26 protein-coding genes and 1 riboswitch are annotated in these 25,834 nt (G+C 42.6%); of the genes, 12 read left to right on the top strand and 14 right to left on the bottom strand.

The genetic code is table 11. The features are described from left to right. Positions 1-213: 213 nt before the first annotated feature. Positions 214-1,503: an HD-GYP domain-containing protein gene (locus tag Q7P33_RS12225; RefSeq protein ID WP_303870684.1), complete on the top strand. Its 1,290-nt coding sequence runs from the start codon at positions 214-216 to the stop codon at positions 1,501-1,503. Between the two features lie 37 nt (positions 1,504-1,540). Here the strand turns inward: Q7P33_RS12225 and ybaK are convergent, their stop codons facing one another. Continuing rightward, complete coding sequence (gene ybaK, locus Q7P33_RS12220; protein WP_303870683.1) at positions 1,541-2,032, bottom strand: Cys-tRNA(Pro) deacylase; 492 nt, start codon at positions 2,030-2,032, stop codon at positions 1,541-1,543. A 147-nt stretch (positions 2,033-2,179) separates the two neighbouring features. Here ybaK and Q7P33_RS12215 point away from each other — a divergent pair, with 147 nt between their 5' ends. The 3 genes from Q7P33_RS12215 to Q7P33_RS12205 are packed head-to-tail and all read left to right on the top strand — an operon-like array spanning position 2,180 to position 3,903. Beyond that, the gene (locus Q7P33_RS12215) at positions 2,180-2,371 is read left to right on the top strand and encodes a hypothetical protein (RefSeq protein WP_303870682.1); all 192 of its coding nucleotides are present in this window, start codon (positions 2,180-2,182) and stop codon (positions 2,369-2,371) included. Beyond that, positions 2,368-3,201: a hypothetical protein gene (locus tag Q7P33_RS12210; RefSeq protein WP_303870681.1), complete on the top strand. Its 834-nt coding sequence runs from the start codon at positions 2,368-2,370 to the stop codon at positions 3,199-3,201. Before Q7P33_RS12215 ends, Q7P33_RS12210 begins: the two co-directional genes overlap by 4 nt. 24 nt (positions 3,202-3,225) lie before the next feature. Next, positions 3,226-3,903, top strand: coding sequence for a PspA/IM30 family protein (locus Q7P33_RS12205; protein ID WP_303870680.1), 678 nt, complete (start codon positions 3,226-3,228; stop codon positions 3,901-3,903). Positions 3,904-3,971: 68 nt separating this feature from the next. Here the strand turns inward: Q7P33_RS12205 and feoB are convergent, their stop codons facing one another. From feoB to Q7P33_RS12190, 3 genes are all read right to left on the bottom strand, one after another. Next, positions 3,972-6,113 carry a ferrous iron transport protein B gene (gene feoB / locus Q7P33_RS12200; protein WP_303870679.1) on the bottom strand — a complete coding sequence of 714 codons (2,142 nt, stop codon included), beginning with the start codon at positions 6,111-6,113 and terminating at the stop codon, positions 3,972-3,974. 90 nt (positions 6,114-6,203) lie between these two features. Then, a complete protein-coding gene (locus Q7P33_RS12195) occupies positions 6,204-6,425 on the bottom strand; it encodes a FeoA domain-containing protein (protein ID WP_303870678.1) in 222 nt (73 codons plus the stop codon). A gap of 10 nt (positions 6,426-6,435) precedes the next feature. Continuing rightward, positions 6,436-6,645 carry a FeoA family protein gene (locus tag Q7P33_RS12190; RefSeq protein ID WP_303870677.1) on the bottom strand — a complete coding sequence of 70 codons (210 nt, stop codon included), beginning with the start codon at positions 6,643-6,645 and terminating at the stop codon, positions 6,436-6,438. Positions 6,646-6,928: 283 nt separating this feature from the next. On the opposite strand from Q7P33_RS12190, the gene gshAB reads away from it, so the two are divergent. From gshAB to Q7P33_RS12170, 4 genes are all read left to right on the top strand, one after another. Further along, positions 6,929-9,250, top strand: a complete 2,322-nt coding sequence (gene gshAB, locus Q7P33_RS12185) for a bifunctional glutamate--cysteine ligase GshA/glutathione synthetase GshB (RefSeq protein ID WP_303870676.1) — start codon at positions 6,929-6,931, stop codon at positions 9,248-9,250. Between the two features lie 164 nt (positions 9,251-9,414). After that, positions 9,415-11,214: an aldehyde ferredoxin oxidoreductase family protein gene (locus Q7P33_RS12180; RefSeq protein WP_303870675.1), complete on the top strand. Its 1,800-nt coding sequence runs from the start codon at positions 9,415-9,417 to the stop codon at positions 11,212-11,214. A 50-nt stretch (positions 11,215-11,264) separates the two neighbouring features. Further along, positions 11,265-11,501 (top strand): MoaD/ThiS family protein, encoded by a 237-nt coding sequence (locus Q7P33_RS12175; protein ID WP_070371147.1) that lies wholly within the window; start codon positions 11,265-11,267, stop codon positions 11,499-11,501. Between the two features lie 238 nt (positions 11,502-11,739). Next, positions 11,740-11,858: riboswitch (molybdenum cofactor riboswitch) on the bottom strand. A gap of 218 nt (positions 11,859-12,076) precedes the next feature. After that, complete coding sequence (locus Q7P33_RS12170) at positions 12,077-12,454, top strand: arsenic metallochaperone ArsD family protein (RefSeq protein ID WP_303870672.1); 378 nt, start codon at positions 12,077-12,079, stop codon at positions 12,452-12,454. Between the two features lie 91 nt (positions 12,455-12,545). Here Q7P33_RS12170 and hisIE read toward each other — a convergent pair whose 3' ends face one another. From hisIE to Q7P33_RS12125, 9 genes are read right to left on the bottom strand one after another with little or no spacing between them, the layout of a single operon-like run. Then, on the bottom strand, positions 12,546-13,166 hold the full coding sequence (hisIE, locus tag Q7P33_RS12165) for a bifunctional phosphoribosyl-AMP cyclohydrolase/phosphoribosyl-ATP diphosphatase HisIE (RefSeq protein ID WP_303870670.1): 621 nt from the start codon (positions 13,164-13,166) through the stop codon (positions 12,546-12,548). Positions 13,167-13,177: 11 nt separating this feature from the next. After that, the gene (gene hisF, locus Q7P33_RS12160) at positions 13,178-13,936 is read right to left on the bottom strand and encodes an imidazole glycerol phosphate synthase subunit HisF (protein ID WP_303870668.1); all 759 of its coding nucleotides are present in this window, start codon (positions 13,934-13,936) and stop codon (positions 13,178-13,180) included. Beyond that, on the bottom strand, positions 13,930-14,652 hold the full coding sequence (gene hisA, locus Q7P33_RS12155; protein WP_303870667.1) for a 1-(5-phosphoribosyl)-5-[(5-phosphoribosylamino)methylideneamino]imidazole-4-carboxamide isomerase: 723 nt from the start codon (positions 14,650-14,652) through the stop codon (positions 13,930-13,932). Before hisA ends, hisF begins: the two co-directional genes overlap by 7 nt. Then, positions 14,649-15,257, bottom strand: coding sequence for an imidazole glycerol phosphate synthase subunit HisH (gene hisH, locus Q7P33_RS12150; RefSeq protein WP_303870665.1), 609 nt, complete (start codon positions 15,255-15,257; stop codon positions 14,649-14,651). Before hisH ends, hisA begins: the two co-directional genes overlap by 4 nt. Positions 15,258-15,271: 14 nt before the next feature. Then, positions 15,272-15,859 (bottom strand): imidazoleglycerol-phosphate dehydratase HisB, encoded by a 588-nt coding sequence (gene hisB, locus Q7P33_RS12145; RefSeq protein ID WP_303870663.1) that lies wholly within the window; start codon positions 15,857-15,859, stop codon positions 15,272-15,274. Then, positions 15,849-16,913, bottom strand: a complete 1,065-nt coding sequence (gene hisC / locus Q7P33_RS12140; protein ID WP_303870662.1) for a histidinol-phosphate transaminase — start codon at positions 16,911-16,913, stop codon at positions 15,849-15,851. Before hisC ends, hisB begins: the two co-directional genes overlap by 11 nt. Further along, positions 16,913-18,193, bottom strand: coding sequence for a histidinol dehydrogenase (gene hisD, locus Q7P33_RS12135; protein ID WP_303870661.1), 1,281 nt, complete (start codon positions 18,191-18,193; stop codon positions 16,913-16,915). The genes hisC and hisD overlap by 1 nt, the downstream gene beginning before the upstream one ends. Positions 18,194-18,247: 54 nt before the next feature. After that, positions 18,248-18,868, bottom strand: a complete 621-nt coding sequence (gene hisG / locus Q7P33_RS12130; RefSeq protein WP_369693302.1) for an ATP phosphoribosyltransferase — start codon at positions 18,866-18,868, stop codon at positions 18,248-18,250. After that, positions 18,869-20,125 (bottom strand): ATP phosphoribosyltransferase regulatory subunit, encoded by a 1,257-nt coding sequence (locus Q7P33_RS12125; protein WP_303870660.1) that lies wholly within the window; start codon positions 20,123-20,125, stop codon positions 18,869-18,871. It abuts the gene before it with no gap. Between the two features lie 393 nt (positions 20,126-20,518). Between Q7P33_RS12125 and Q7P33_RS12120 the strand changes: the two genes are divergently transcribed. Continuing rightward, positions 20,519-22,342, top strand: coding sequence for a bifunctional diguanylate cyclase/phosphodiesterase (locus Q7P33_RS12120; protein ID WP_303870658.1), 1,824 nt, complete (start codon positions 20,519-20,521; stop codon positions 22,340-22,342). 15 nt (positions 22,343-22,357) lie between these two features. Beyond that, the gene (locus Q7P33_RS12115; RefSeq protein WP_303870657.1) at positions 22,358-23,002 is read left to right on the top strand and encodes an HAD hydrolase-like protein; all 645 of its coding nucleotides are present in this window, start codon (positions 22,358-22,360) and stop codon (positions 23,000-23,002) included. Positions 23,003-23,063: 61 nt separating this feature from the next. Here Q7P33_RS12115 and Q7P33_RS12110 read toward each other — a convergent pair whose 3' ends face one another. Further along, a complete protein-coding gene (locus Q7P33_RS12110; protein ID WP_303870655.1) occupies positions 23,064-23,480 on the bottom strand; it encodes a hypothetical protein in 417 nt (138 codons plus the stop codon). 221 nt (positions 23,481-23,701) lie between these two features. Between Q7P33_RS12110 and Q7P33_RS12105 the strand changes: the two genes are divergently transcribed. Next, positions 23,702-25,060 carry a GntP family permease gene (locus Q7P33_RS12105; RefSeq protein ID WP_369693301.1) on the top strand — a complete coding sequence of 453 codons (1,359 nt, stop codon included), beginning with the start codon at positions 23,702-23,704 and terminating at the stop codon, positions 25,058-25,060. Between the two features lie 208 nt (positions 25,061-25,268). Next, complete coding sequence (locus tag Q7P33_RS12100) at positions 25,269-25,481, top strand: YjfB family protein (protein WP_303870652.1); 213 nt, start codon at positions 25,269-25,271, stop codon at positions 25,479-25,481. Positions 25,482-25,834: the final 353 nt, after the last annotated feature.

The following is a 25,834-nucleotide window of genomic DNA, read 5'->3' as shown; positions in this document are numbered from 1 at the left end:
AGGAGTCATAACTAACGTTTTTTCATTTTGTGTCTTGACAAGCGTGTACATTATAGATAAACAGCAAAAAGCCATAAAAAAACCAAACGGAACTATCCACCGAAATAGGCGTGGCTGTTGTTACCGGACTGAGTGTTAATTGAAATACGCAAACGGATTTCATCATCGTAAATTATAAATCGAAAAGATCGCAACCTGATGGGGGACTTGTTTATGAACTTAACCTTGAAAGAACTGATTACATCCTTTACGAAATCAATTGATCTGTACAATTATCTGCTTAAGAATCATCACCGCCGAACGGCCATCGCTGCCTATCATATTGGTGTCGAAATGGGTTTATCCGCGGATCGCCTGAGCGATCTGATTATTGCAGCATCCCTGCATGATATTGGGGCCCTTACCATCAGTGAAAGAGACAGTCTGGTTCAGATGGATGTGGAGAACCCTTTTCCGCATAGTAGTTTAGGCAGTTACATGCTGTCGTCATTTACACCCTTTAAAAAGATTTCTCAAATCATTTTTTATCATCATTGGCATTATGAAATGGACAACGCTTATGTTCCGGAACTGGGGCCGGTGCCACTGGAAGCCTATATTCTGCATGTGGCCGATCGGACGGATATTCTGGTGCAGCCGGATTATTCAATTTTGGCACAAAAACAACAAATAATCACAAAAATGGCGTCTTATAATGGCACTATCTTTCATCCCAAAGTGATGGCAGCCTATCTGACGCAGGCGCATAAGGATTCTTTCTGGTTGGATATTGATAACTGGGAAATGGAAAAAATTCTCAAATTGGGAATTTCCAGGCGCTATGAGATTGACTTGACTCTGGATTTATTAGAGGAATTTGCCCTGACCCTTTCAAAAATTATCGATTCCAGAAGCAAATTTGCCATTGCCCACTCGTTCGGCGTGAGTCAGGTGGCATATGCAATTGCCGAAAGAATGGATTATTCTGAGGAAGAATGCCGAAAAATCAGAGTGGCCGGATTGCTGCATGATTTGGGTAAAATCGCCGTAGCAACCGAAATTATCGAAAAAAAAGAACGGCTGTCAGAAGTAGAACGGGCTGACATCAGAACCCATGCCTATTTTACGAATCTTATTTTGGGCCATATATCAGGTTTAGAGGGGATTGTCGAATGGGCTTCCGGTCATCATGAAAATCACGATGGATCAGGTTATCCCATGAATCTGGTTACTGATGGCATTTCTCAGGAGATGGACATCATCGCCTATGCGGATATATTCACGGCGCTTTCAGAGGATCGTCCCTACCGGAAAGGGATGTCGACGGATCGGATTATTCAAATCCTCCAGGATGAATTTCTAACAAAGCATGGGGAAGCGGTATTGCAAGTGATTTTGAATCACCAGGATGAGCTTGAAATGATCTGCAAGGCATCGGTTCAAGATGGAATTTCCCGTTTCCATTGTTATCAAAACTTAGCGGATGAACAGGAACAATTTATAAATGAAAGGGTAAATCGATGAAGAAAGAAACAAAACTAAAATACTTCTTAAAACGTCATCACGATTCGGCTGTGATAATATTCCGATAAACAGCCGCGGTGGCAGTGCAGAAATCATCGGGGCGCAACTCCAGCTGTAGACCAATTTTCCCGGCACTGATGTAGATGGTGTCCAGCTCTTTGGCGGTGTCGTCGATGACGGTTGCAAACTGTTTTTTCATACCAATGGCAGTGCAGCCCCCCCGGACATAACCGGTGATCGCAGTCAGATCTTTGAGATGAATCATTGCGATCGCTTTTTCGCCAACCGCTTTGGCTGCTTTCTTCATATCCAGCTCTTTATCGATGGGGATCACAAAAACAAAATGATTTTTGCTTTTTCCTTCAGTCACCAGGGTCTTATAGACCTGTTCATAAGGTAGATTCAGCAGATCGGCAGTCTGCAAGCCGTCTACAAATTCATTACATTCATAGCTTTGGTAGGTGTAATCAATTTTCAATTTATCCAAAATGCGCATGGCATTGGTTTTTGCTTCTTTTTGTTTAGCCATTGGTGGTTTTCTCCTCTCAGAAAAGCTCTATTGTAATCTGTTTATTTTATCAGAAAATGATCGTTTTTGCTTCTTTTTTTGCAACGATCAATAATGAATGAACGGTTTTGTTTGGGGTAGATAACCATTGTAACGATGTGAAAACTAATGGAGGGGGTATCATGGGAAGAAGTGGCGGTTCAGGTGTTCGCAGCAGTGGCGGCTCCTTTGGTGGCAGTCGCAGCAGCGGTGGTCGCAGCGGCGGCTTTGGAAGCAGCCACCGGAGCGGTGGTAGTGGTGGGTTTGGCAGCTTTGGAAGCAGTTCCGGGGGCGGTTTTTTTGGTAGTGGGCCTAGAATGAGTTCTAGCGGTGGTAACGTTGGTGGTGGCGGTGGTCCGGTGGGCTGTGGTTGCGGATTTTTCATTATTTTACTGATTGTGCTGATTCTGGTGTTGATCATTGGCGCTTTTATTTCATCGACAATCGGCGGATTTACTGAAGTCACAAAATCAACAGTGGCTCGACAGCCTTTACCAACTGGCTCAGTTAACGAAACGAAATACTACACCGATGAGTTGGGGTGGATTAATAACCAGACCAGAATGGAGGAAGGTCTAAAATACTTTTATCAGAAAACTGGGGTACAACCCCATGTGGTAATCATTGATAATGTCAATGGTTCGTTTCATCCCACCGAAAGCGAATTGGACGGTTATGCAAATGCGCTTTATGATCAGTTGTTTACGGATGAAGCCCATCTGCTCTTTGTTTTTTATGAGTACAATGATTTCTATATGGATCGCTATGTGGCCGGAACTCAGGCTAAAACGGTCATTGATACGGAAGCGGCAGATATTCTGCTTGACTATATTGACCGCAATTATTATGACAGTAACCTCACGGATGAGGAGTTTTTCAGCAATTCCTTTCGGGATGCGGCAGACCGGATGATGACCGTTACCAAGTCACCATGGATTTCGGCCATGACTACCATTGGTATTGCTTTTGCAATAGTGATATTTGCCATTTTGTTATTTGTCTGGTGGCGACATGCCAAGAATCAGAAAAATCTTGAAGCTGAGCGCACTGAAGAAATACTGAGTACCCCATTGGAAAAATTTGACGATGTCGAAATTGATGAACTGGCGAAGAAATATCAGGATAATCCGCCCGATCAGGATAAAGACTGATTAGAAAATTCAAAGGAGGAAAAAATGGCAATTTTAGAACGATTTGGTGATATTATCCGGGCCAATATCAACGATATGCTGGATAAGATGGAAGATCCGGCAATCATGATTGATCAGTATTTAATTGATCTGCTCGAGGATTTAGCCGAAGTGAAGCGTAGTACGGCTGAAGTAATGGGCGAAGAAACCCGCACGAAACGGTTGGTCGATAACAACAAGGCCGAGGTGAAAAAGTATGCCGAACTGGCAAAAAAAGCGCTGGTGGCAGGGAATGAAGGCGATGCCCGGGTTTTTCTCACAAAAAAACAGGAGCTGGAAAATCGTGATTCTGAACTGATGGATATGTATGCCGCTGCTCACGAAAATGCCATGAAAATGCGACAGATGCATGACAAACTGGCTTCGGATATTGAAACCTTGCAGGTCCGCCGAACCATGATCAAGTCCAAGGTATCGATTGCCAAAACCCAGGAAATCATCAATGAAGCCAGCAGTTCAGCCAATCAAACCGAGGATGCCATGGACGCCTTTACCCGAATGGAAGAAAAGGCCGACCGGATGCTGGACGAAGCTAACGCCATGGCCGAACTGAACATTGAGCCGATTGACCCCGCCGAAGCGCTGGAAGAAAAGTATGGTAACGGCGGAAATGCGTCGGTGGATGAGGAATTAGCTAAACTCAAACAAGAGTTGGGGTTGTAGCAAAAAAAAGTAAAAAGGTCAGACGCGAATGATCACCATTTTCGTCTGGCCTTTTGGTAGTTTTAATGCTAAATTTCTTTGACCGGTGTCAATTGTTTTTGTTTTGTTTTGCTGACCGGTTTTCTAAAGAGCAGATAGAGTAAGGCAGCAATCATCATAATCGCAGCAACGGTCCCGACACCAAAACCACCACCAGTGAAAAATAGACCCAGTTGATAAATGATCAGAGCGATGGTATAGGCAAATGCGGTCTGATAACCGACGGCAATCAGTGTCCATTTGGCACTGCCCATTTCCCGGTGAATCGCACCGATGGCAGCAAAGCAGGGGGCACAAAGCAGATTAAATATCAGAAACGAGAAGGCCGCGATCTGGGTAAAGGACATTTGCAGCTGGGGCCACAGTTCGGCACCATCTTCGGCCACTTCGGCAAAACCAAAGAGTACGCCAAAGGTACTGACCACCGTTTCCTTGGCGATTAGACCAGTTATGGTGGCAACGGTCGCTTCCCAGGTACCAAAACCGAGGGGAATAAAGACCGGTGCGATGATCATCCCCAGGGCGGCCAGGATCGAATCATTGGTGTCGACCATTTCCATCCCAAAGTTAAAGCTTGATAAAAACCAGATGGTGATACTGGCCACAAAAATAACCGTACCGGCTTTTTTGATAAAGGATTTGCCCCGTTCCCACATGTGGATCAGAACCCCTTTGGCACCGGGGACATGATAAGCGGGCAGTTCCATAATAAAGGGGGCCGGATCACCGGAAAAGCCCCGGGTTTTCTTTAAAATGATACCGGAGACAATAATAGCCGCTACCCCGATGAAGTAGGCCGAAGGAGCAACCCAAACTAATCCGGGGAATAAGGCGCCGGCAATCAGGGCGATCACGGGCAGCTTGGCTGAACAGGGAATAAAGGAGGTGGTCATAATGGTCATCTTACGGTCCCGCTCATTTTCAATGGTTCGGGATGCCATAATTCCGGGTACACTACAGCCGGTCCCAATCAGTAAGGGGATGAACGACTTACCGGACAGACCGAATTTGCGAAAGATCCGATCCATAATAAAGGCAACCCGGGCCATGTAACCGCAATCCTCAAGCATGGCAAGAAAGAGGAACAGGACAAACATTTGGGGGACAAAACCGAGAACTGCGCCAACACCGCCAATGATGCCATCAAGAATCAGTGAATTCAGCCATTCTGCGGTACCCCAGGAAACAAGCAGTGCTTCTACAGCCGGGGGAATAATTTCACCAAAGAGCACGTCATTGGTCCAGTCAGTCACCCAGGTGCCTACTGTGGTAACAGAGACAAAATACATCAAAAACATAATACTGGCAAAAATGGGTAAGGCCAGAAAGCGATTGGTCACGATTCGGTCAATTTTGTCCGAGGTAGTCATGCCGGTGCTGGCTTTCTTTTTGATTGTATCTGAAACAATGCGACTGATGGTCTGATAGCGTTCCGAGGTAATGATGCTTTCACTGTCATCATCCATGGCTTCTTCGAAGGACTCGGTGAGGGCCGTGATTTCAGCCATTACCGTGTCTGAAAGGCCAAGCTGTTCGATGGCTTTTTCATCACGCTCGAAAAGTTTGACGGCATAAAAATCTGGATGTTCGGTGGTGCTTTTGGTTTTAATAATGGATTCAATTTGACTGAGGATTTCGATGACATCACTTGAAAAAATTGATAGTGATTTCGGTTTCTGTTTGCTTTTACCAAGCGCAATGGCTTTCACGGCAAGTTCTGTACATCCTTCGCTTTTGACGGCAGAGGTTTCCATTACTTCACAACCCAGCCGTTTGGCAAGCGCTTTGATATTGATAATGTCGCCACGCTTTTTGACAATATCGGTCATATTAAGGGCCAGAATCATTGGGATACCAGTTTCCAGCAACTGGGTTGTGAGATACAGATTTCTTTCAATATTAGTGCTGTCGACGATATTAATCATGACGTCGGGTTTTTCGTTCAGTAAATAGTTTCTGGAGACCACTTCTTCCAAAGTATAGGGGGACAGTGAATAAATACCAGGTAAATCGATGATTTCAACATTGTTGTGGCCTTTGAGTTTGCCGGATTTTTTTTCAACTGTGACCCCTGGCCAGTTGCCCACATACTGGGAACTGCCGGTGAGCGCATTGAACATGGTTGTTTTACCACAGTTGGGATTTCCAACGAGTGCAATTTTTAAGTTCATATAAGTTCTCCTCGTTAATTTGATAGCATTGACTAACATTATGTGCAAAAATTTAACAGCCACGGCTGTTAAATTCTTTCTTCCAAGTTGTTAAGAAACTTCGATCAGCTCTGCATCGGCTTTACGAATGCTCAGTTCATAACCAAGCACGGTAATCTCGATGGGGTCACCCAAGGGCGCAACCTTTCTGACAAAGACATCAACACCTTTGGTGATACCCATATCCATGATCCGGCGTCGGATTGGGCCAGTACCATGGAGTTTTACAACTTTAGTGGATTCCCCACATTTTACAGCTCTGAGTGTTTTCATGTTGATCTCCTTAAATGATAATGCGGTTGGCCATGCTCTTATCGATGGCAACCCGGGTATCTTTAATGTTTAAAATAATATTGCCTGAAAGCTCTGATATGATTGTGACATCAGCGCCTTCGACAAAACCAAGGCTCGCCAGAAACTGATGCGTGTTATCTTTACCGGTGATTTTTTTGATGTAATTTTTTTCTCCGGGTGTCGCCATTGATAGTAACATGGTTTTCCTCCTGATTGGTTAGCAATAACTAACAAAATTATTATAAAATTGAGTTAGTAATTACTAACTCAATAAGCAGAGTCTAACATCACTTATTTTGTTTGTCAATACTTAAAGCAAATAAGTAGTAAAATCAGGATAAAATGATTGGGATTTTGCAAGAATAGTGATTATTCCCTAGCAATCAAAGGGAAATAGTTAGTTAGAATTAATCTTTTTTATGGTATAATAAAAAAAATTTGTACAGATCACTCCGGTTTAGCTGTACAACAACGGAAAGGCTATGAGTATGATTGAAATATTAAAAAATAAAATGACACCAGAAAGTATTTTATCTGCAGGGTTTGGAGTCGAACGAGAAGGACTCCGGGTGACACAACAGGGAAGGCTTGCATTGACGCCACATCCGCCGATTTTTGGCGATAAACTTAAAAATCCGTATATCACTACCGATTTCTCGGAAAGTCAAATTGAACTGGTTACACCGGTTTTTTATTCAGTAGACGAAACCTATGATTTTCTGGAAGCACTTACGGATATTGTTATCGGCGAAATTGGCGAGAACGATGAGCTGTTTTGGCCATACTCTATGCCGTGTAGTATTCCGGATGACAACCAGATCCCGATTGCTTATTATCAGGGAGAAGAAGGGAAGAAAGCCCGGGAGTATCGGGAAAAACTAATGGCCAAATATGGGGGCAAGCGACAACTGATCTCCGGTATCCACTATAACTTTTCTTTCAGCGAGGCGTTTTTAACAACCTGCTGGCAGGAATGCGATACGCAGGAGAGCTACAAGGAATTTAAAGATCGAATTTATTTAAAGGTCTTACGTAATTTTTTACGTTATCGCTGGCTGATCATTTATCTAATGGGCTGTACACCCGGGCTCCATAACTCATACATTGAGGAATGCCTGCAATGTATGGGCGACTGTGGTAATGAAACCTATGTCAGCCCCGGCGGAACCTCTGCCCGTAATGGAAGCTGCAGCGGTTATAAAAATGAAATAGATCTCTATCCGGACTACAGTTCAATTAAGGATTATATCCGGAGTATCAATGAGTTTATTGAACGGGGAGACATTTCTGAAGCGAAAGAATTGTATGCCCAGATCCGCTTAAAACCAAAGGATTATCGAAATATATTAGACTCTTTAGAAAAAGACGGTATTCAATATCTAGAAATTCGAACTATTGATCTCAATGTTTTTGATAAATGCGGTATCTCAAAAATAGATCTGGAATTCATGAATATTTTTATGCTTTTTCTATTTTTGGAAGGCGAAGAGTTTTTTGATACCTGGCAGCAGGAAGCACTTATTAATGAAGTGACGGTGGCTGAACATGGGCTTGAACCAGATTTGGAATTGCTGGATCATCGACATTGGACGCTCAAATCTGCTTGGGCAGAGGATATTCTGGAAAAGGTGGCTGAAGTTAATGAATATCTTGATTTAAAACAGGATCGGTGTATCAAAGAAATGCAGAACCGGGTAAGGCAACCGGAAACGACTTATGCCCATCGACTGAAACTATTAATGCAGCAAAAGGGCTGTCTGGATGCCAATCTGGAAATGGCCAAAGCGTATAAAAAACAGTCTGATGCAGATCACTATCGTCTGAAGGGATTTGAAAATTGGGAAATGTCGACACAGATTTTAATCAAAGAGGCGCTGACTCGGGGAATAAAAGTAACCCCAATGGATGCGGCTGACAATATTGTTCGTCTGGAAAAAGATGGTCGCAGGGAATATGTTAAGCAGGCAACAAAAACAAGTGCTGATAATTATGTTACCCCACTGCTGATGGAAAACAAGGTTGTCACAAAAAAAATTCTGCTTGAGAATGATTTGCCGGTTCCAGATGGGGAAGAATACTTTTCTTTTCAGGAAGCAAAACAAAAACTGGCAAAGTACATCGGGAAAAAAGTTGTGATCAAGCCCAAATCCACTAATTTTGGATTGGGAATCTGCATTTTTGATCAGGGTGGTACCCTGGAGGAACTCTTAGAAGGAGCTCGGATTGCTTTTGAACACGACACTACAATTTTAGTTGAAGCGTACATTCCTGGCCTGGAATACCGCTTCCTGACCATGGGAGATGAAGTCGTAGCGGTACTCCATCGTCGTCCGGCTAACGTCGTTGGCGATGGGTCTTCCACTATCCAGGAACTTATTGATGAAAAGAATAAACATCCTTACCGGGGGGATGGTCATACCAGCCCACTTAAAAAAATTGAGCTGGATGATCAGTCGCGGATGTTTCTAAAAAAACAGGGTCTGTCTAATCAGTCGATACCCTCAAAAGGTGAAATGGTATTTCTTCGGGGAAATTCCAATATCAGCACTGGTGGCGATAGTATTGACTTCACTGAAAAAATGCATCCTTATTTTTCAGAAATTGCCTTAAAGGCCGCCAAGGCTTTCGATGCGAAATTTTGTGGAATTGATATTATCCTGGAAGACTATCGCAATCCCGATTCAAACTATGGAATTATCGAACTCAATTTTAATCCGATGATTGTCATGCATGCTTATCCTTATGAAGGGCAGGAACGGAGACTGGGTTATAACATTCTTAAAACGATCGGCTTAGTGGGCTGATAAAATTTGCACTCAAAAACTGATCAAAAATTGCGCAAAGAATCCTAAAAAAGCTATAAATTTTTGTGCTTGCCATTTACTTTCCTTTAATCGATTGAATAAAAGGTAAAATTTGGGTATAATGATAGTGGTTACAAATAAATAAAATTTAGGAGGCGTACGAAATGTTTGGTTACATGGGGAAAATTTTACGTGTCAATTTGACGACCAATGAAGTGACAACTGAAGATCTGGATTTTGAGTTGGCAAAAAAATATATTGGTGGTCGTGGTTTAGGAACAAAGCTGTATATGGATGAGGTTGATCCACAGGTTGATCCTTTTGCGGCAGAAAATAAGATCGTCTTTATTAATGGTCCGTTGTCAGGGACAGCGACTCCTACCGGTGGTCGGTACATGGTCGTTACAAAGTCTCCGTTAACAGGGTGCATAGCTTCTTCAAACTCTGGTGGAGAATGGGGGGCCTACCTAAAATATGCTGGCTATGATGCCATTATTGTTGAAGGGAAAGCCAGTCTCCCAGTCTACATTAATATTGATGAAGACAAAGTGGAGATTTTACCGGCCTTGGATCTGTGGGGTAAATACACCACAGAAGCCAGTGATTTGCTGGCCGAAAAACAACCAGGTTCAAAGGTATTAACGATTGGTCCGGCTGGTGAAAAACTATCTCAAATGGCGGCGATCATGAACGAAAAAGATCGAGCTGCAGGTCGTTCTGGCGTTGGGGCAGTAATGGGGTCAAAAAACTTAAAAGCTATTACTGTTAAAGGAAATTTAAAACCGGAAATCGCCAATGTAGAAGGATTAAAAGCAGTTACCAAAGAATGCCGTGCGATGTTAAAAGAGAATGGCGTTACTGGTGGTGGTTTACCAACCTACGGAACTGCTGTCTTGGTAAATATTATCAATGAACATGGAGTTTACCCGACTAAAAACTTCCAGGAAGGTATCGATCCGGACGCTGAAGCTGTCAGTGGTGAAACCATGACTGAAAAATATCTGATCAAACGAAATCCTTGTCATCATTGTCCAATTGGCTGTGGTCGCTGGGTCAAAAGCGATAAAAGTGCTGATGGTATCGGTGGTCCAGAATATGAAACTCTCTGGGTATTTGCTGGTGACTTGGGTATTGATGATATGGAAGTGGTTATCGATGCGAACTACTGGTGTAATGAACTGGGGTTAGATACCATTTCGGCAGGAGCAACTTTAGCTGCTGCTATGGAATTGTATCAACGCGGATTTATTACTGACGAGATGCTCAATGATGATGTAATCCTAAAATTTGGTAACGCTGATTCAGTTGTACACTGGCTGAAAAAAATGGGGAACAGAGAAGGATTTGGCGACTTGCTGGCTCGGGGTTCCTACCGACTGGCTGATTTCTTTGGCGTTCCTGAATACTCAATGTCGGTTAAGAAACAAGACTTACCAGCTTATGATCCCCGTGGAATCCAGGGAATGGGTCTTCAATATGCAACCTCAAACCGCGGCGGATGTCATGTTCGTGGTTACCTGATTTCTCCAGAAATCCTTGGTTTACCCGAAAAACTGGATCGTTTTGATTTAGCTGGCAAAGAAGTGTGGGCAAAAGTATTCCAGGATCTGACCGCAGTTATCGATTCCACTGGTTTATGTCTGTTTACCTCATTTGCTCTGGGTGCTCAACAATACGCCGATATGCTCAATGAAGTTCTGGGAACCGAATGGACTGCCGAAGACGTTCTGTTAGCTGGCGAACGCATCTGGAATCTGGAAAAACTCTTTAATTTAGAAGCGGGTATTTCACCAGAAGAAGATACTTTGCCACCACGTTTATTGGAAGAAGCAATGCCAGATGGACCAACAAAAGGTTGGGTTCATAAACTGGATGAATTACTGCCACTGTACTACAAAGAACGGGGCTGGGATGAAGATGGTATTCCTACGGAAGAACGTCTTGAAAAATTAGGTTTATTATAGAATAAATTTAAGGGACGATCTTTGATCGTCCCTTTCGTTTAGGAGGAACTATGTCAATCAAAATAAAATTATTTGCAAATTTTCGGGAAGGCCGGGGGAAAATTGTTGAAATGGACTATACTCCGGGCATGACAGGACAGGATGTCATCGATAGTTTGGGTATCACCGCACCTGAAATTGCAGCTCTTATTGTCGATGGCGTTGACGGGAAGGTTGATGCCATGCTTGCCGTTCCGATTAAAGAAGATGGATATATGGCAATTTTTCCTCCCGTTGCAGGAGGTTGATGTTAAAAGCCAAGCCCTGAAGTTTAATAACCGGGTTTGGCTTTTATATAAATTGTTTTTTCAAAAAATAAACCAAAACCGGTTGGTTAGTCCGGCTTTGGCTTCTAAAAGAAAGTGTCCTGATTTACGTATTTCGGTTACAAATAAATAAAATTCAGGGACGTTCAGGGAAAAAAAAGGCCACTCCTGCTGGAATGGCCTTTTTTTTCTGCACTTAAACAATGCAAAATGACAAGAAATGTATTCTGTCAAGCCCCTTTTCCACAATGGGAGACATAACCGTTTCCGGTCATACCCTACGGGTTTAAGTTCATAGTGAGAACCTTAGAAATCTTAAACTTCGGAGTATCTATATTATACACGATTAATAACTACAATGCAATAAAAATATGGTTATCATTGACATATTTAAAAAAAAAATTTCAAACTGACTGTAAAACAGCTTAAGCGGTTTGCAATATAACTTGACAGAATCCGGCTATTCGATTATTTTAGAATCATACTAATATGGAAAGGTAGTTCATGCGAAATCCGATTGATTTCAGGACAAATAAAGATGAACTAAGCTGATAAAAATGAAGACAATTGAGATATATGATTCAGTAATATGCAATAGTGGAAATGGTTGTGGATCGGGAGCGGATCGGGAAGTCTTAAGGATTAAAACGATGCTTCGGGCGTTAACGAGTGAAGGAAAAAAAGTGTTGCGATACGGTTTGATTGAAAATCCCGATGTATTCGCCAGGAATAGGGAAATCAGTCAGATTATTGAAAAAAATGGCTCGGATGCCCTGCCAATTACAGTAGTAGATGGTGAAATAAAACGTCGAGGTTCGTATCCATCTAACCTTGATTTAGCAACCTGGTCAGGAATGACCCAAGACGAATTGGTTATGATGCTGATGAAAGCCAAAATGGCAAATCGTAGTTTTTGTGGCGGTGATTGTTGTTAACTGGAACGGGGGGCGTGACAAACGTCCCTTTTTTATTTGGATACATTCCGGAAAAAGCCGATTAACTTTAATTAATCGGCTTTTGGAAGATTTATTTATGTCGTTTAGTCAGTTCATGAAACAATGATTCCAGGTCGACATTCTGGTTATTGAGCAACACCAGCAAGTGATAGATGAGATCCGAAGCTTCATAGATTAGTTCGTCTGGATCGTTGTTTTTTGCGGCAATAATTGTTTCAGCTGATTCTTCACCAATTTTTTTGCAGATTTTATCAACGCCTTTTTCAAACAGATAATTCGTGTAGGAACCTTCTACGGGGTTTGCTTTTCGGTCAGCAATGAGGTTATAAAGCATCGTCAGTACTTCCATGTTGCCCAGGTTTGTTTCTGGATTCACCGCTAGACTGCGATAGAAACAGGAGGTATTGCCGGTATGGCAGGCAGGGCCAGCTGGAATGACTTGAAGAAGCAACGTATCGCCGTCGCAGTCATAATCGACTTTTACAACGGTTTGTGTATTGCCGGATGTTTCGCCTTTTACCCACAAGGCCTGACGACTGCGACTGTAAAAGGTGGCTTTTTTAGTATCAAGGGTCAATTTTAAAGCGTCTTCGTTCATCCAGGCCATCATTAGTACTTGACGGGTTTCATAATCCTGAACGATGGCAGGGACTAATCCTGATTCATTATATTTTATGTTCTCTAAATCCATGTTTTACCTTTCTATACCCGTCTGACAGGTATCTGTTGATTGTGCAGAAAATTCTTCAAATCAACAATGGGAATTTCTTTGTAGTGAAAAACGGATGCCGCCAGTGCCGCATCAGCACCCACTTTTAATACTTCGGCAAAGTCTTCCATTTTCCCGGCCCCGCCAGAGGCAATAATCGGAATGGTTAGAAGACTGGAGAGTTTCTGGTTGAGCTCAAGATCATAGCCTTTTTTTACTCCATCGGTATCGATGGAGTTGATACAAATCTCGCCGGCTCCCAGGTCCTGACCCTGTTTGGCCCATTCAATGGCATCAATGCCGGTGTTTTCCCGGCCACCTTTAACATAGACATCCCAGGAACCTTTATTGTTGCGCTTGGCATCGATGGACAAGACCACACATTGGGCGCCAAAACGAAGGGCCGCTTCGCGGATCAACTGGGGGTTTTTAACGGCTGATGAATTAACGGAGACCTTATCAGCGCCGGCCATCAATACTTTTCGGAAATCTTCGACCTTGCTGATACCGCCGCCAATGGTAAAAGGGATGCGGATCGCTTCAGCTACTTTTTCTACAATATGAATAAATATGTCCCGATCTTCATAGCTGGCGGTGATATCATAGAAAACCAGCTCGTCGGCGCCCTGGTCTGAGTAGTAGCGGCCCAGCTCCACCGGGTCGGCAACATCCTGAATATTTTGAAATTTTCTACCTTTCACCACCCGACCGTGATCCACGTCCAGACAGGGGATGATCCGTTTGGTCAGCATGATTTCAGCTCCTCTTTCAATAGTTTTTCCAGATCGATGGCCCCTTCATACAGGGCCTTTCCGGTAATGGCGCCGTAAAGTCCCATTTCCTGAAGACGGATCAGATCTGCCGATTGAGAGATACCGCCCGAAGCGATAATATCAATTTTTAAATTATCATTGAGCACTTTGAGCATCTCAAAATTGGGTCCGGTCATCATCCCGTCTTTTGATATGTCGGTATATACCAGCGTCGACAGGCCCAGTTTTTCCAGGTTGCTGGCCAGCTCCAGGGCTTCAATGTTGCTGCTCTCAACCCAGCCTTCGGTACAGACTAAACCGTTTTTGGCATCAATGGAGACGCAGACTTTTTCATCATAAAGATCCAAGAGTTTGACTATAAAATCGAAGTCTTTTACCGCCTGAGTACCAATGATGATCCGGGCGACGCCGCTGTCAATGTAGTCTTTGGCAATTTCCGGCGTTCTAATGCCACCACCCAATTCCACGGGTATATCCAGAGCGCCGACAATATCTTTGACCAGCTCCAGATTTTTCGGTTGGCCGTCAAAGGCCCCATCCAGATCGACCAGGTGTAGATACTGGGCACCCTTGGATTGCCAATTCAGGGCGACATCCACCGGGTTGTCAAAGTATATGGTTTCAGCATCCTTCTGCCCTTGCATCAGGCGGACGCATTTGCCGTTTTTTAAATCGATGGCTGGAAACACAATCATGATATCATCTCCTTAAAGTTCGTTAGTAGTTTAAAACCCACATTGGAGCTTTTTTCCGGATGAAACTGCATTCCAATGACGTTATCCTTCTTAACAATCGCCGGTACCTTGACACTGTACTCTGCATAAGCTACAACATCGTCAAAGTTGTCCGGTTTGGCATAGTAGGAATGGACAAAATAGACATAGTCTTCGGTGCCGATATTCTTGACTAAGGGGCTATCCCGGTTGATCACCAGATTGTTCCAACCCATATGGGGAATTTTTATCCCGGGTGCGTCGAATTTGACAATTTCGCCGGGGATGTAAGACAGGCCGGAAAATTCACCGTCCTCATAACTTTTATCAAAAAGCAGTTGCATACCTAAACAGATACCCATCAAAATCTTGCCTTTTTTGACATTGGCATTCAGAGCATCAATGAGGTCAAATTTTCTCAGGTTATCCATGGCGTCAGAGAAAGCTCCAACTCCTGGCAGAATGATGGCGTCAGCTGCATCCAGAACCTTTTTATCCCGGGTGATGGTGCCGGAAAGACCGACATCACCCAGGGCAGTAGCGACATTTTTTAAATTTCCGACATCATAGTCGACAATTGCGATCAATGGTTGTCCTCCTGTTATTCTATTATTCCTTTAGTGGATGGAATCTCGGTATTACCGGCTGCAATTGCACAGGCGGCGTTTAGTGTCCGACCCAGCGATTTAAAAATTCCTTCCACGATATGGTGGTTGTTCTTGCCATAGAGGGAAGCCACATGGAGGGTTATTTTGCTGTTACTGGTGAAGGCGATAAAGAACTCTTCCAGCATTTCGGTTTCAAAGTCACCAATGAATTCCCGGGTCAGGGGGACATCGAAAACAAGGGTGCTGCGGCCGCTGATGTCCACACAGGTACGGCACAAAGCCTCATCCATAGGGGTGAACTCGAAAGCATAGCGATTGATGCCAGCTTTATCACCCAACGCATCATAAAAGGCTTTTCCCAGCAGAATGCCAATGTCTTCAATAGCATGGTGGTTGTCAGCCTCGTCACCGTGGGCGTCGATGGTCAGATCAAATTTGCCATGCTTGGTGAAGAGGGTCAGCATGTGATCAAAAAAACCGACTCCGGTATTGATCTTGGCGATGCCAGATCCATCAATATTGAGTGAAAGCGAAATTTCGGTTTCCGTGGTGGATCGGGTTAATGTACTTTTACGCTTCATTGTACACGACCTCCTTGATAATATCCAGAATCTTTTGGTTTTCCTGGGGTTTGCCCATGGAAAAACGAATACTGCCGGGAGTCGCATCCGTTTCAACAAAGCGTTTGATCAGGATATTTCGTTTCAGGAGCGCTTCATAGATGGCTTCAGCCCGGTCGGTTTCAAAATAAACAAAATTGGCACCAGATGGATAAAGGGTCAGACCGGGAAAGGTTTCCAGCACACGTATCGCTTTATGTCGCTCATTCTTTAAAGTTTCCAGATTTCGCAGGATAGCATCCCGGTTTTTCAAGGCGATAACGGCTAATTTCTGAGTCAGAACGTTGAGGTTGTAGGGCCCCTTAACTTTGTAAAGAATATCGATAATTGCTTTGTTGCCCAGCGCATAGCCACAGCGGATGCCAGCCAGACCGAAAGCTTTGGACAAGGTTCGCAGCACCAGCAAGCGGGGATACTTATCCAGCAGATCAACACCCGATTCGCCAAAGAACTCGATATAAGCTTCGTCCAGGATCACCAGCGACGGGACGGAATCCAATATTCTGACAATGTCTGTCCGACTAAAAATGTAGCCGGTGGGGTTGTTGGGGTTACAGATATAGAGTAGTTTGGCCTGATTCTCGCAGGCAGCGGCAATCATACCATCGACATCGGGAATGTGCCCCGGTAGATCGGGAATCATTAAATGACTGGCATTGGCAATGGTGGCCCAGATATCGTACATGGCAAAAGAAGGCGAGTGGGAGACCACCACATCACCGGGATCAACAAAGGCCTGGTTAATCATCGCAATCAGCTCATCAGAGCCGGATCCACAGATAATGCCGTCCCCCGGAATTCCGGTGTAGTCAGTAATGGCTTCAATCAGTTCCGGAAAACAGGCCTCCGGATAACGGTTTAAATCAGTGTTACAGATGTCATCGCAAAACTTTCGTTTGAGCTGCATGGGAAAGTCATAGGGGCTTTCATTGGCGTTGACGACGATCTCAAACTGTGGGGCGTCCACCTTGTAAGCAATTAATTGCTGGATGTTTTTTCTTATTAGTGATTCCATTAGTCTTCAAACCGCCTTTCAACTGCTTTGGCATGGGCATCCAATCCTTCGGAACGGGCAAAGGCGGCAATCTTTGGATAGACATCTTTCAGTGCGGCCTGGTCATAGGAAAGAATGCTGGATTTTTTCAGATAGTCATAGACTCCCAGAGGAGAAGAGAATTTGGCTGTACCGGAGGTCGGTAAAGTGTGGTTAGGGCCGGCAAAATAGTCGCCCAGAGGTTCTGGAGTGTAGGCACCCATAAAGATGGCACCGGCATTTTTTACTTTTTCCAGCGAATCCATCGGGTGTTCAATCAGGAGTTCCAGGTGCTCGGGAGCAATTTGGTTGGACAGCTCAAAGGCTTCGTCGAGATCCTTAACAATAAAGATAAACCCATAATCATCTACTGATTTTTTTGCGATTTCTTTGCGGTTGAGGTCTTCGCTAATCTGTCGGTAGACTTCATCGATGACTTGTGTCCCTAGCACTTCGGAGGTCGTTACCAGAATTGGCATCGCCAATTCGTCGTGTTCGGCCTGCGATAGTAAATCGGCAGCAGCATAAACCGGGTTGGCATTTTCATCGGCAATGATCAGAACCTCGCTGGGGCCGGCAATCATATCGATATCAACCTTGCCAAAAACTTCTTTTTTAGCGGTGGCTACATAAATATTACCAGGTCCAACAATTTTATTGACCGGTTTAATGGTTTCCGTGCCATAGGCTAGGGCGGCAACCGCCTGAGCACCGCCAACTTTATAAATTTCGTGGACGCCGGCGATTTTTGCGGCGGCCAGGATCGTGGGGTTTATTTTTCCGTCCCGTCCTGGCGGAGTCACCATCACCAAGGATTTTACCCCGGCAACCAGCGCCGGAATGGCATCCATCAGCACGGTCGAGGGGTAGGTAGCTTTACCACCGGGTACATAGAGGCCCACCCGTTCAATCGGGGTGATGTGTTGACCCAGAATAACCCCAGGTTTGGGCGTATAGGTCCAGGTTGTTTCCAACTGTTTTTCGTGAAAATCACGAATGTTTTGGGCTGCTTCCCGAATGATATCAAGAAGCTCAGCAGGAACCGCAGAAAAAGCTTCATCAATCTCTGCTTCAGTCACCTGCAGGTGGGTGAGGACACAGTGATCAAGTGCTTGAGTATAATACAAAAGGGCGGCGTTTCCATCTTTTTTAACGCCCTTGATAATTTCCAGAACGGCGTTGCGAATATCTTCCCGTTCATCTTCATTGCGCTTTAATATGGCATCAAGATCCATGCCTTGACGATAAGTGATAGTTTTCATTTTAGTCCTCTCTATTTAATTAAATAAGCAGCTCTCGTCGATCATCACATATAACTACAACTGATTTTCAAATGCCTTGATAATCGGGTCAATCATTTCCCGTTTGGTTTTTAGGCTGACCTGATTGACAATCAGTCGGGAGCTAATCTCGCAGATTTCTGCCAGTACTGATAATCCGTTTTCCTTCAAAGTGCTGCCGCTTTCGACAATATCGACGATGCAATCGGCCAGACCAATCAGCGGAGCCAACTCTACTGATCCGTTAATTTTAATGATGTCAACCAGTTGGTTTCTGGTGTGGAAGTAATCTTTGGCAATGACTGGGTATTTGGTACCGACCACCATTTTTTTTCCGTATGGAATGGGGTGGTTTTCAAAGCCAGCTACACACATTTTGCATTTACCGATGTTTAAGTTTAGCATCTCATAAACCTGGGCGGGGTGTTCCAGTAGCACATCCTTGCCGACAATCCCTATATCGGCGGCACCTTTTTCCACATACGTAGGAACGTCTGGTGATTTTACCAGAAAAAACTCAATTGTACCGGTAGTGTCAGTAAAGATCAGCTTGCGACTTTTTTCCGAGTAGTCTGAAAAAACATAACCAAGATCAATTAACAGTTCAATCGCTTTTTTGGCGACACGGCCCTTGGCCAGGGCGAATCGAATGACCACTTAGACCACCTCACTTTCTGAATTGATCGTTTTAATTTCAGAGAATTCTCCATTATGTTCGGATAATAGTTTGTCATCAGTCAGGAAGTACAGTGCCGCATTTTTATAAAGGGCATTTGCCTGGAAAGATGATACTTTTGATTCTTTCGTTTCATTCAGCAGGAAAACTTCGGCAATTTCTCCTTGAGCTCGCAATTGCTCGGCTATTTTATAGGCTTCAACTTTTTGTGAAACTTCATAAAAAACCACATGAATCCTCTGGTTATCCCGGGGCAGTAGCTGGTGTTGTTCCATGTAATCAATCACTTTGAGCAGATCGATGGCAAAACCACAGGCAGGACGGGGAATGCCGAATTTTTCTGATAAGTGGTTGTAACGTCCGCCGCTGATTACTGGCTCGCCGCAGCTGTTGATATAACCTTTAAAGTTAATATCACTGTAATAGTTCATCTGATTGGTGAAACCAAGATCGAAACTAACATAATCAGCCAGACCAATGATTTCCAGATGGGCGTAGATTTCAGAAATCTTTTCTACGACCTGATGCATTTTATTATTGATACACAGGGCTTCCATCTGTTTTAAAACGGCTTTAGGTTCACCATAGAGCAGTGGCAGTTTAAGAATGATCGCTTTTTTATCATCCGGTAAAGCCAGTTTTTCGAGAAAGTCAGCAATATCGCCAATGTTCTTGTTTTCGATGTATTTGAATAGGGTTGCTTTTTCTTTATCTGAAAAGGCCAGGTCATCAAAAAGAAAATTGATGAATCCGACATGGCCCAGATCAATATGCACATCTTGAATGCCATTTTGAAGCAAAGAACGGATAGCTAGGGCAATCACTTCGCCGTCGCATTCGGGGCTGTTGTTGCCAAAATATTCGATCCCAATTTGGGAGATTTCTTTTTTGATGATCTCCGCTGATGAAAAATTCCGATAGATGTTGGTCTCATAAGAGAATTTGATGACATCTTGGGAATTGGGATGGTTCATGGCGGCCATTCGGGTGACGGGCAACGTAGCATCGGGCTTCAGCACAAGAACCTTACCTTGATGATTCACCAGCTTGAAGAGATCGTCGCTTGGTATGGAATCTTCGTTTACGTATAAGTCGTAGGTTTCAAAGGTTGGGGTGGAAATCTGATGATATCCAAAGGATCGGTAAAGCGACATGAGCTTATGGTTAATTTGCTGCAATGCAAAATAATCCTGATGTTGAATGTTCTCGAATCCGTCGATGGTATAATTAAAAAGCATGTGAACCTCCTTGTTCATATTTGCTTTATTGCTGTAGTCTAGTAAAGTGATAATTCTATTGTAGCATGAATTCTCAATTTGTCAAAGCTTTTTCAGTGATTTATCGATTTTCATTTTGCCGAATGATTGTAACATTCAAGGTTATTTAGATCATTGGTGTTATGATTGATTCGAAATATGCTCATTATTATCTGAATGTCGGCGATAAAAATGGATGTAGTTCCAAAATAGAAATGCCAGTTTTTAAAATAAAAATGGACAGTAATGGATTTTGTTGACAGTATGTATTATAATATATCTGTGAATTGAAGGCAAATATCCTAAGTATCATCTTTGAATAAATAACTTGGTGATAGCTAATAACATGTAACATCAGAAAGCAAGGTGTTCATTATGCTAAATGAGATAAATATTTTTTTAGGAGAGAATATAATAACGATGGTAATTTCGGGAGCCATTGTTATTTTGGGTTTGGCGGGGGCAATAGTCTATCATCTCGTTAAGATCAATAATCGGCGGGAAGAGTGGGAACAGGCTGAAAAGATGTTTCAGGGAGTATTCAACCAAGTGACGGACAGTATTGTTGTGGTTGATAAAAAGGGAATCATACATAAAGCAAACGAAACATTTTTGAAATATCAGGGAAAACCAGCCGATAAAATTATTGGAAAAAGCATCCAACGCATTCCGATGGACTATGTATTTGAAGATGAAATAGATCAATTAAAACAAGCCATTGCTGAAAAGGGTGTATATGAAAGGGACATCAAGTTTTATCATAAAAGTGGAGAGGTCATTCCAATTCATCTGGTGTTTAAACCGTTGAAGATAAACAGCAAAATAGGTCGTGAAAAAACATATATTGTGGTAACCGGCACAGATTTAAAAAATACCTATGAAAAGGATGAGTATATCAGCCAGCAGAAAGAGGAACTGTTAGAAATTCAGCACCTTGCCCATCTGGGCTATTGGGAGATGAATTATCAAACAAAAAAAATCTACTGGTCGAAAGAGCTTTATAGTATACTTGGCTATGAAGAAGGGGAGGTAGAACCGAATCTTGACATCATTTACTGGATGGCTTATGAGGATGATCAGAACCGGGTTTGGAAAGCCTTCTTAAGAGCATTTCAGGCCCAGGAAAAGGTGGATACTCATTATCGGATAAAAAACAATCGGGGTGAAATCCGAGACATCTATTTACGAATTCGACATTATTTTACTAAAGAAAATGAACATCTTCGAACCATTGGGATTCTTCAGGATGTCACAAAACAGGTCGATTTACGTGAAGAACTGAACGCACAACTGATTTTCACAGATAAGGTGCTGAATAACAGCAGGCTTTTATTCATTGAATTTAATAGTAGTTTTGAGGTTAGAAGCATTAACCACGTGGTTCGACAGTTAAGTGGAATTACGGATGATGAGATCGAAAATAAAAATCTGCGAGATGTTTTTGGAAATCTTAATCGTGCACATCGAAAGTTTGTTAACGAAAATTTAGATTTTCGACGACCCTTACCCTTTAGAGATTACAAAGGAAATATCCATTACATTCAATGGGATCATGCGACTTTTTCCAGAAGAGATGGAAAAAACACTAATATTTTGCTTGGCATCGATGTGTCGGAAACCATCGAAAAACGAAAAGCCTTAGAAGCGGCGTTTGTGCAGGATCCAGTCACTAAATTACCCAATCGTTATAAGTTGGAACAGGTTTTGGACAATTACTTTGACAAGAATGGGAAAAACCCCGATAAGAACCTGGCTTTGATTTTTATTCATGTTAACGGAATACATTTGATCGGTGATGCCTTTGGGCAGGCTGTTGAAGATCATTTGATGCAGTCGTTAAGCGAGCGGCTATATGGATGTGTTGGAAAATATGGGCTTTTCGTTCGTCGTTATACAGATCAATTTGTTTTGTTTTACCCGTGTGACACGGGTATTAAAATAGTTATGGAGATTTGTCAATTGATATCGAAATTGTTTGCTGTCCCTTTTGTTATTGAGGAAAACACATTTACATTAAAAAGCCATATTGGAATTTCAAAATTTCCTGACCATGCGGATACCAAGGATGACTTAATCCGCTTTGGTAGTGCAGCGATGCATGAGGCCCAGCGATTGGGTTTGGATTACTATTTTTTTCATGATTCATTAGAAAAAAAACTAAAGAGCAAAGTGATTGGATACGAACAAAAAAACAATTAAATTGAGGAGTCATCTATGGCCTATAAATGTGTGGTTTTCGATTTTGATGGTACCCTTGCGGATACCGAAGAGAAAGCTTTTAATATATACAACGAACTGGCAACAAAATATAAATACAGCACTGTTACCATGGAAGAGCTTCAGCATATTAAGAATCTTCATGTGAAAGAGATTAAGGAAATTGTCGACATCCCATTTTATCAATTTCCCCGGGCACTACGAGATGGGCAAAAAATGATGCGTAAGGAATCAAACGAAATTCATGCTTTTGCCCCAGATATTCATGCGTTTTTTACGGCGTTGAGACAGGAAACCAAACACATTGGAATTCTCACATCGAATATAAAGAAGACTGTTTCAGATTTTTTGGTAACTTACGACATCAGCCATGAGATTGAATTTATCATGTGCTCGGCACTGATGTCGAAATCAAAAAAAATCAAGAAGGTACTGCGAAAGCATGATATTAAACCTGATGAGATGTTATATATCGGTGATGAAGTCCGAGATATTGAAGCCTGTCATAAGGTTGGGGTCGATGTAGTCGCAGTTAACTGGGGGTATAATACACCCCTTGCCCTTGAAAAGTGTAACCCTACATTCATGATTGACAATATCTGGAAAGTTATTGACATTGTTAAAACAAAAAATGAACGTTGAATCGGATTTACGTATTAGTAGAGGCTCTGCTAATCTTCAGTAACCCGACGTGAATTACCTGCTATGGTGTGATTAAACGGTATTTGCTGGGAGTTTTGGATACCAGTACAGAGACATTCAGATCACTGTTGATTTCATCAACAAGGGCGGCAATGGATTCGTCATTAGCACCATAGATTACACAATTTAGTGTGGTTTCATCTACAATTAATGCGCCAATATAATAATAGCCATTAGAAACAGTTATTGTTACGCCGCTCACATGGTTTAAAAGTTTCATTTTAATTATTTCAATGGCTTCCTGGGTATCCATGATTTGTTTACCGGTCTTCACATCGTTAAGACCAATAAGAAGCTCATAACGATCTGTAGATTCCAGATCCAAGACATTGGACTCTTTTTCAGAGGTCGGAATACAGCCAGATAGTGTTGCAATAAAAAGGAATAGAACACATAAAACAAATAGTCTTTTTTGCATCGGATTATTCTCCTTAAGTTATTTACTAGTGGATCATAGTAATTCTAATCATAACACATTTTGATGGCAAATGAAATGCTCAATGGTATGAATGATTTGTGAGAGCATTGCAAGTTTACCCAGAGTTTAGAAAAATATGGTACGAATGTTAGAGTCTAGCTGAATTCAAAACGAGTGCTTAAAACAAATAGAGGGGTATTTTTATGACGGGTTTGGTTTTGATGAGTACATTTTCAATTGCAATTGGTGTGATGATTATTGCCATTTCAAGATGGGGTGTCCACCCCTTTTTAGCAATTATGGGTGTTTCATTGATCCTTGCTGTTGTTGTCGGATTGCCGCTTTCGGAGATTCCCGGGATTTTAGGATCCGGATTTTCAGGAGTATTTACAAGTATTGGAATTGTGATTATTCTGGGTACTTTAATTGGATTAATCCTGGAAAAAACTGGTGCGGCAATTAAACTGGCAGATGTAGTAGTTAAGATAGTGGGGCAAAATAATCCTGAATTGGCGTTAATAATTATGGGATGGATGGTTGCAGTGCCGGTTTTTTGTGACAGTGGGTTTGTTATTTTAGATCCGATTCGTAAAGCAATGCGAGCAAAAACCAGAACCTCTTCAGTAGCCATGACAGTCGCTTTAGCAGCAGGGCTTTATACCGCTCACGTATTTATACCACCCACACCAGGACCTATTGCAGCAGCAGGAACGCTTGGGGTTGGCAATGACTTGTTGTTAGTTATTGGTATCGGAACACTGGTGTCACTTCCTACATTAATATCAGCGCTGATATTCTCAAAATACATTGGTAAAAAAATCAAATCAGAAGATGAACGTGAGGATCATGATGATCAAAAAAATGTGGTGGAGCTGCTTTCTGAATATGGGGAAATTCCAGGTGGTCTGGTTTCAGTTGCGCCTATTCTGGTGCCTGTGGTACTGATGGCACTTGGTTCAATTACCAGTTTGTTCTCAGTTGGAGGAATATTGTGTCAATTTTTTGCTTTTTGTGGGACTCTCATGATTGCACTAACGGGAGGGTTACTATGTGCGCTGGGGCTCTTGGTTTCAACAAAAAAGACGGCTGAGTTTTATGAACTGACCAATGAAACCTTGAAGATTGTTGGCCCCATCCTATTTGTAACAGCTGCTGGCGGGGTTTTAGGTAAGGTCATTGTTGCAGCTGGCTTTGTTGAGTTTATACAGTCAAATGCCGTTTTCATATCTCAGACAGGAATCTTTTTTCCATTTTTGATTGCGGCTATTCTAAAAACGGCCCAGGGATCTTCAACTGTTGCGATGACTACGACGGCAGGAATTATGGGAAGCTATTCAGACGCTGGCTCAATGATGACGGCTTTAGGTTTAACCACCCCATTGGCAGCAGTTCTGGCAGTACTGGCGATCGGGGCCGGTGGCATGACGGTGTCTCATGCAAACGACAGCTATTTTTGGGTTGTGACAAACTTTGGGGCAATGACACCCCAGGATGGCTATCGAACCCAGACGCTATTGACTCTGATTATGGGAATAACAGCGATGATAACAATTTTTGTATTATCGCTATTTGTGTTATAATAAAGCAGCAGGTAGTCTTCATCAGGTCGTCTTAAAGTCAATCATAAGATTAAGACATAGTTATTTATTTTATGGTATTATTATTCTTAAGTAAAGGTATCGCAGTACGATAACATACATGAGTTTAAAATGTTTATTTTGGCAATAGCTGATTTGAATGAACTTGTTTCATGAAGTCTTCATTGATTCACAAAAAAAGAAGGGTGGTATGAATATGGATATTGCGGCACTATCGATGGGTTTGAGTCAAATTCAGGTCAGTCAACAGGCGAGTATGTCGGTGATGAAAATGGCAATGGAAACTGGAACAGAGCAAATGACAGATATGATGGCAATGATCGAAACAGCGACTCCGGCAGCCTCTGTAGCTGGTCCTGCACCAGATCCGAATATCGGCCAGTTGTTGGATATTTCGGTTTAAATGGATCCAGCCGGATTAATACCGGCTGGTTTTTTATTATAGAATATACAATAAAAAGCTGCTAATTTAATATTTTGCGACAGATTCTGTTGCAGGGATTATTCAAGCCAGATGGTTAAAGCATAAAAAATTGGGTAAGAATCAGACAATAGAATAAAGAAAGTTGGAGGAACTAAAATGTGTTGTAAAACTAATGAAGAGAGTCAATGCTGTGTAGCGGTTCATAAGGACAAAATTGTACCATGTGCTTTAGTTGCACTTACAATCGCTTTTACAATTGCAGGGTTCATCATCGGCCACCGATTTATTGGCAAAGGGTGTTGTAAAAATCAAGATGAAGAATAAAAAAAGGA

It is taken from the genome of Acetobacterium wieringae, assembly GCF_026646375.1.
Classification (GTDB): Bacteria; Bacillota; Clostridia; order Eubacteriales; family Eubacteriaceae; genus Acetobacterium; species Acetobacterium wieringae_A.
The sequence above is the reverse complement of the archived record's forward strand: the minus strand, read 5'-3'. Positions and strand labels throughout refer to the sequence as shown.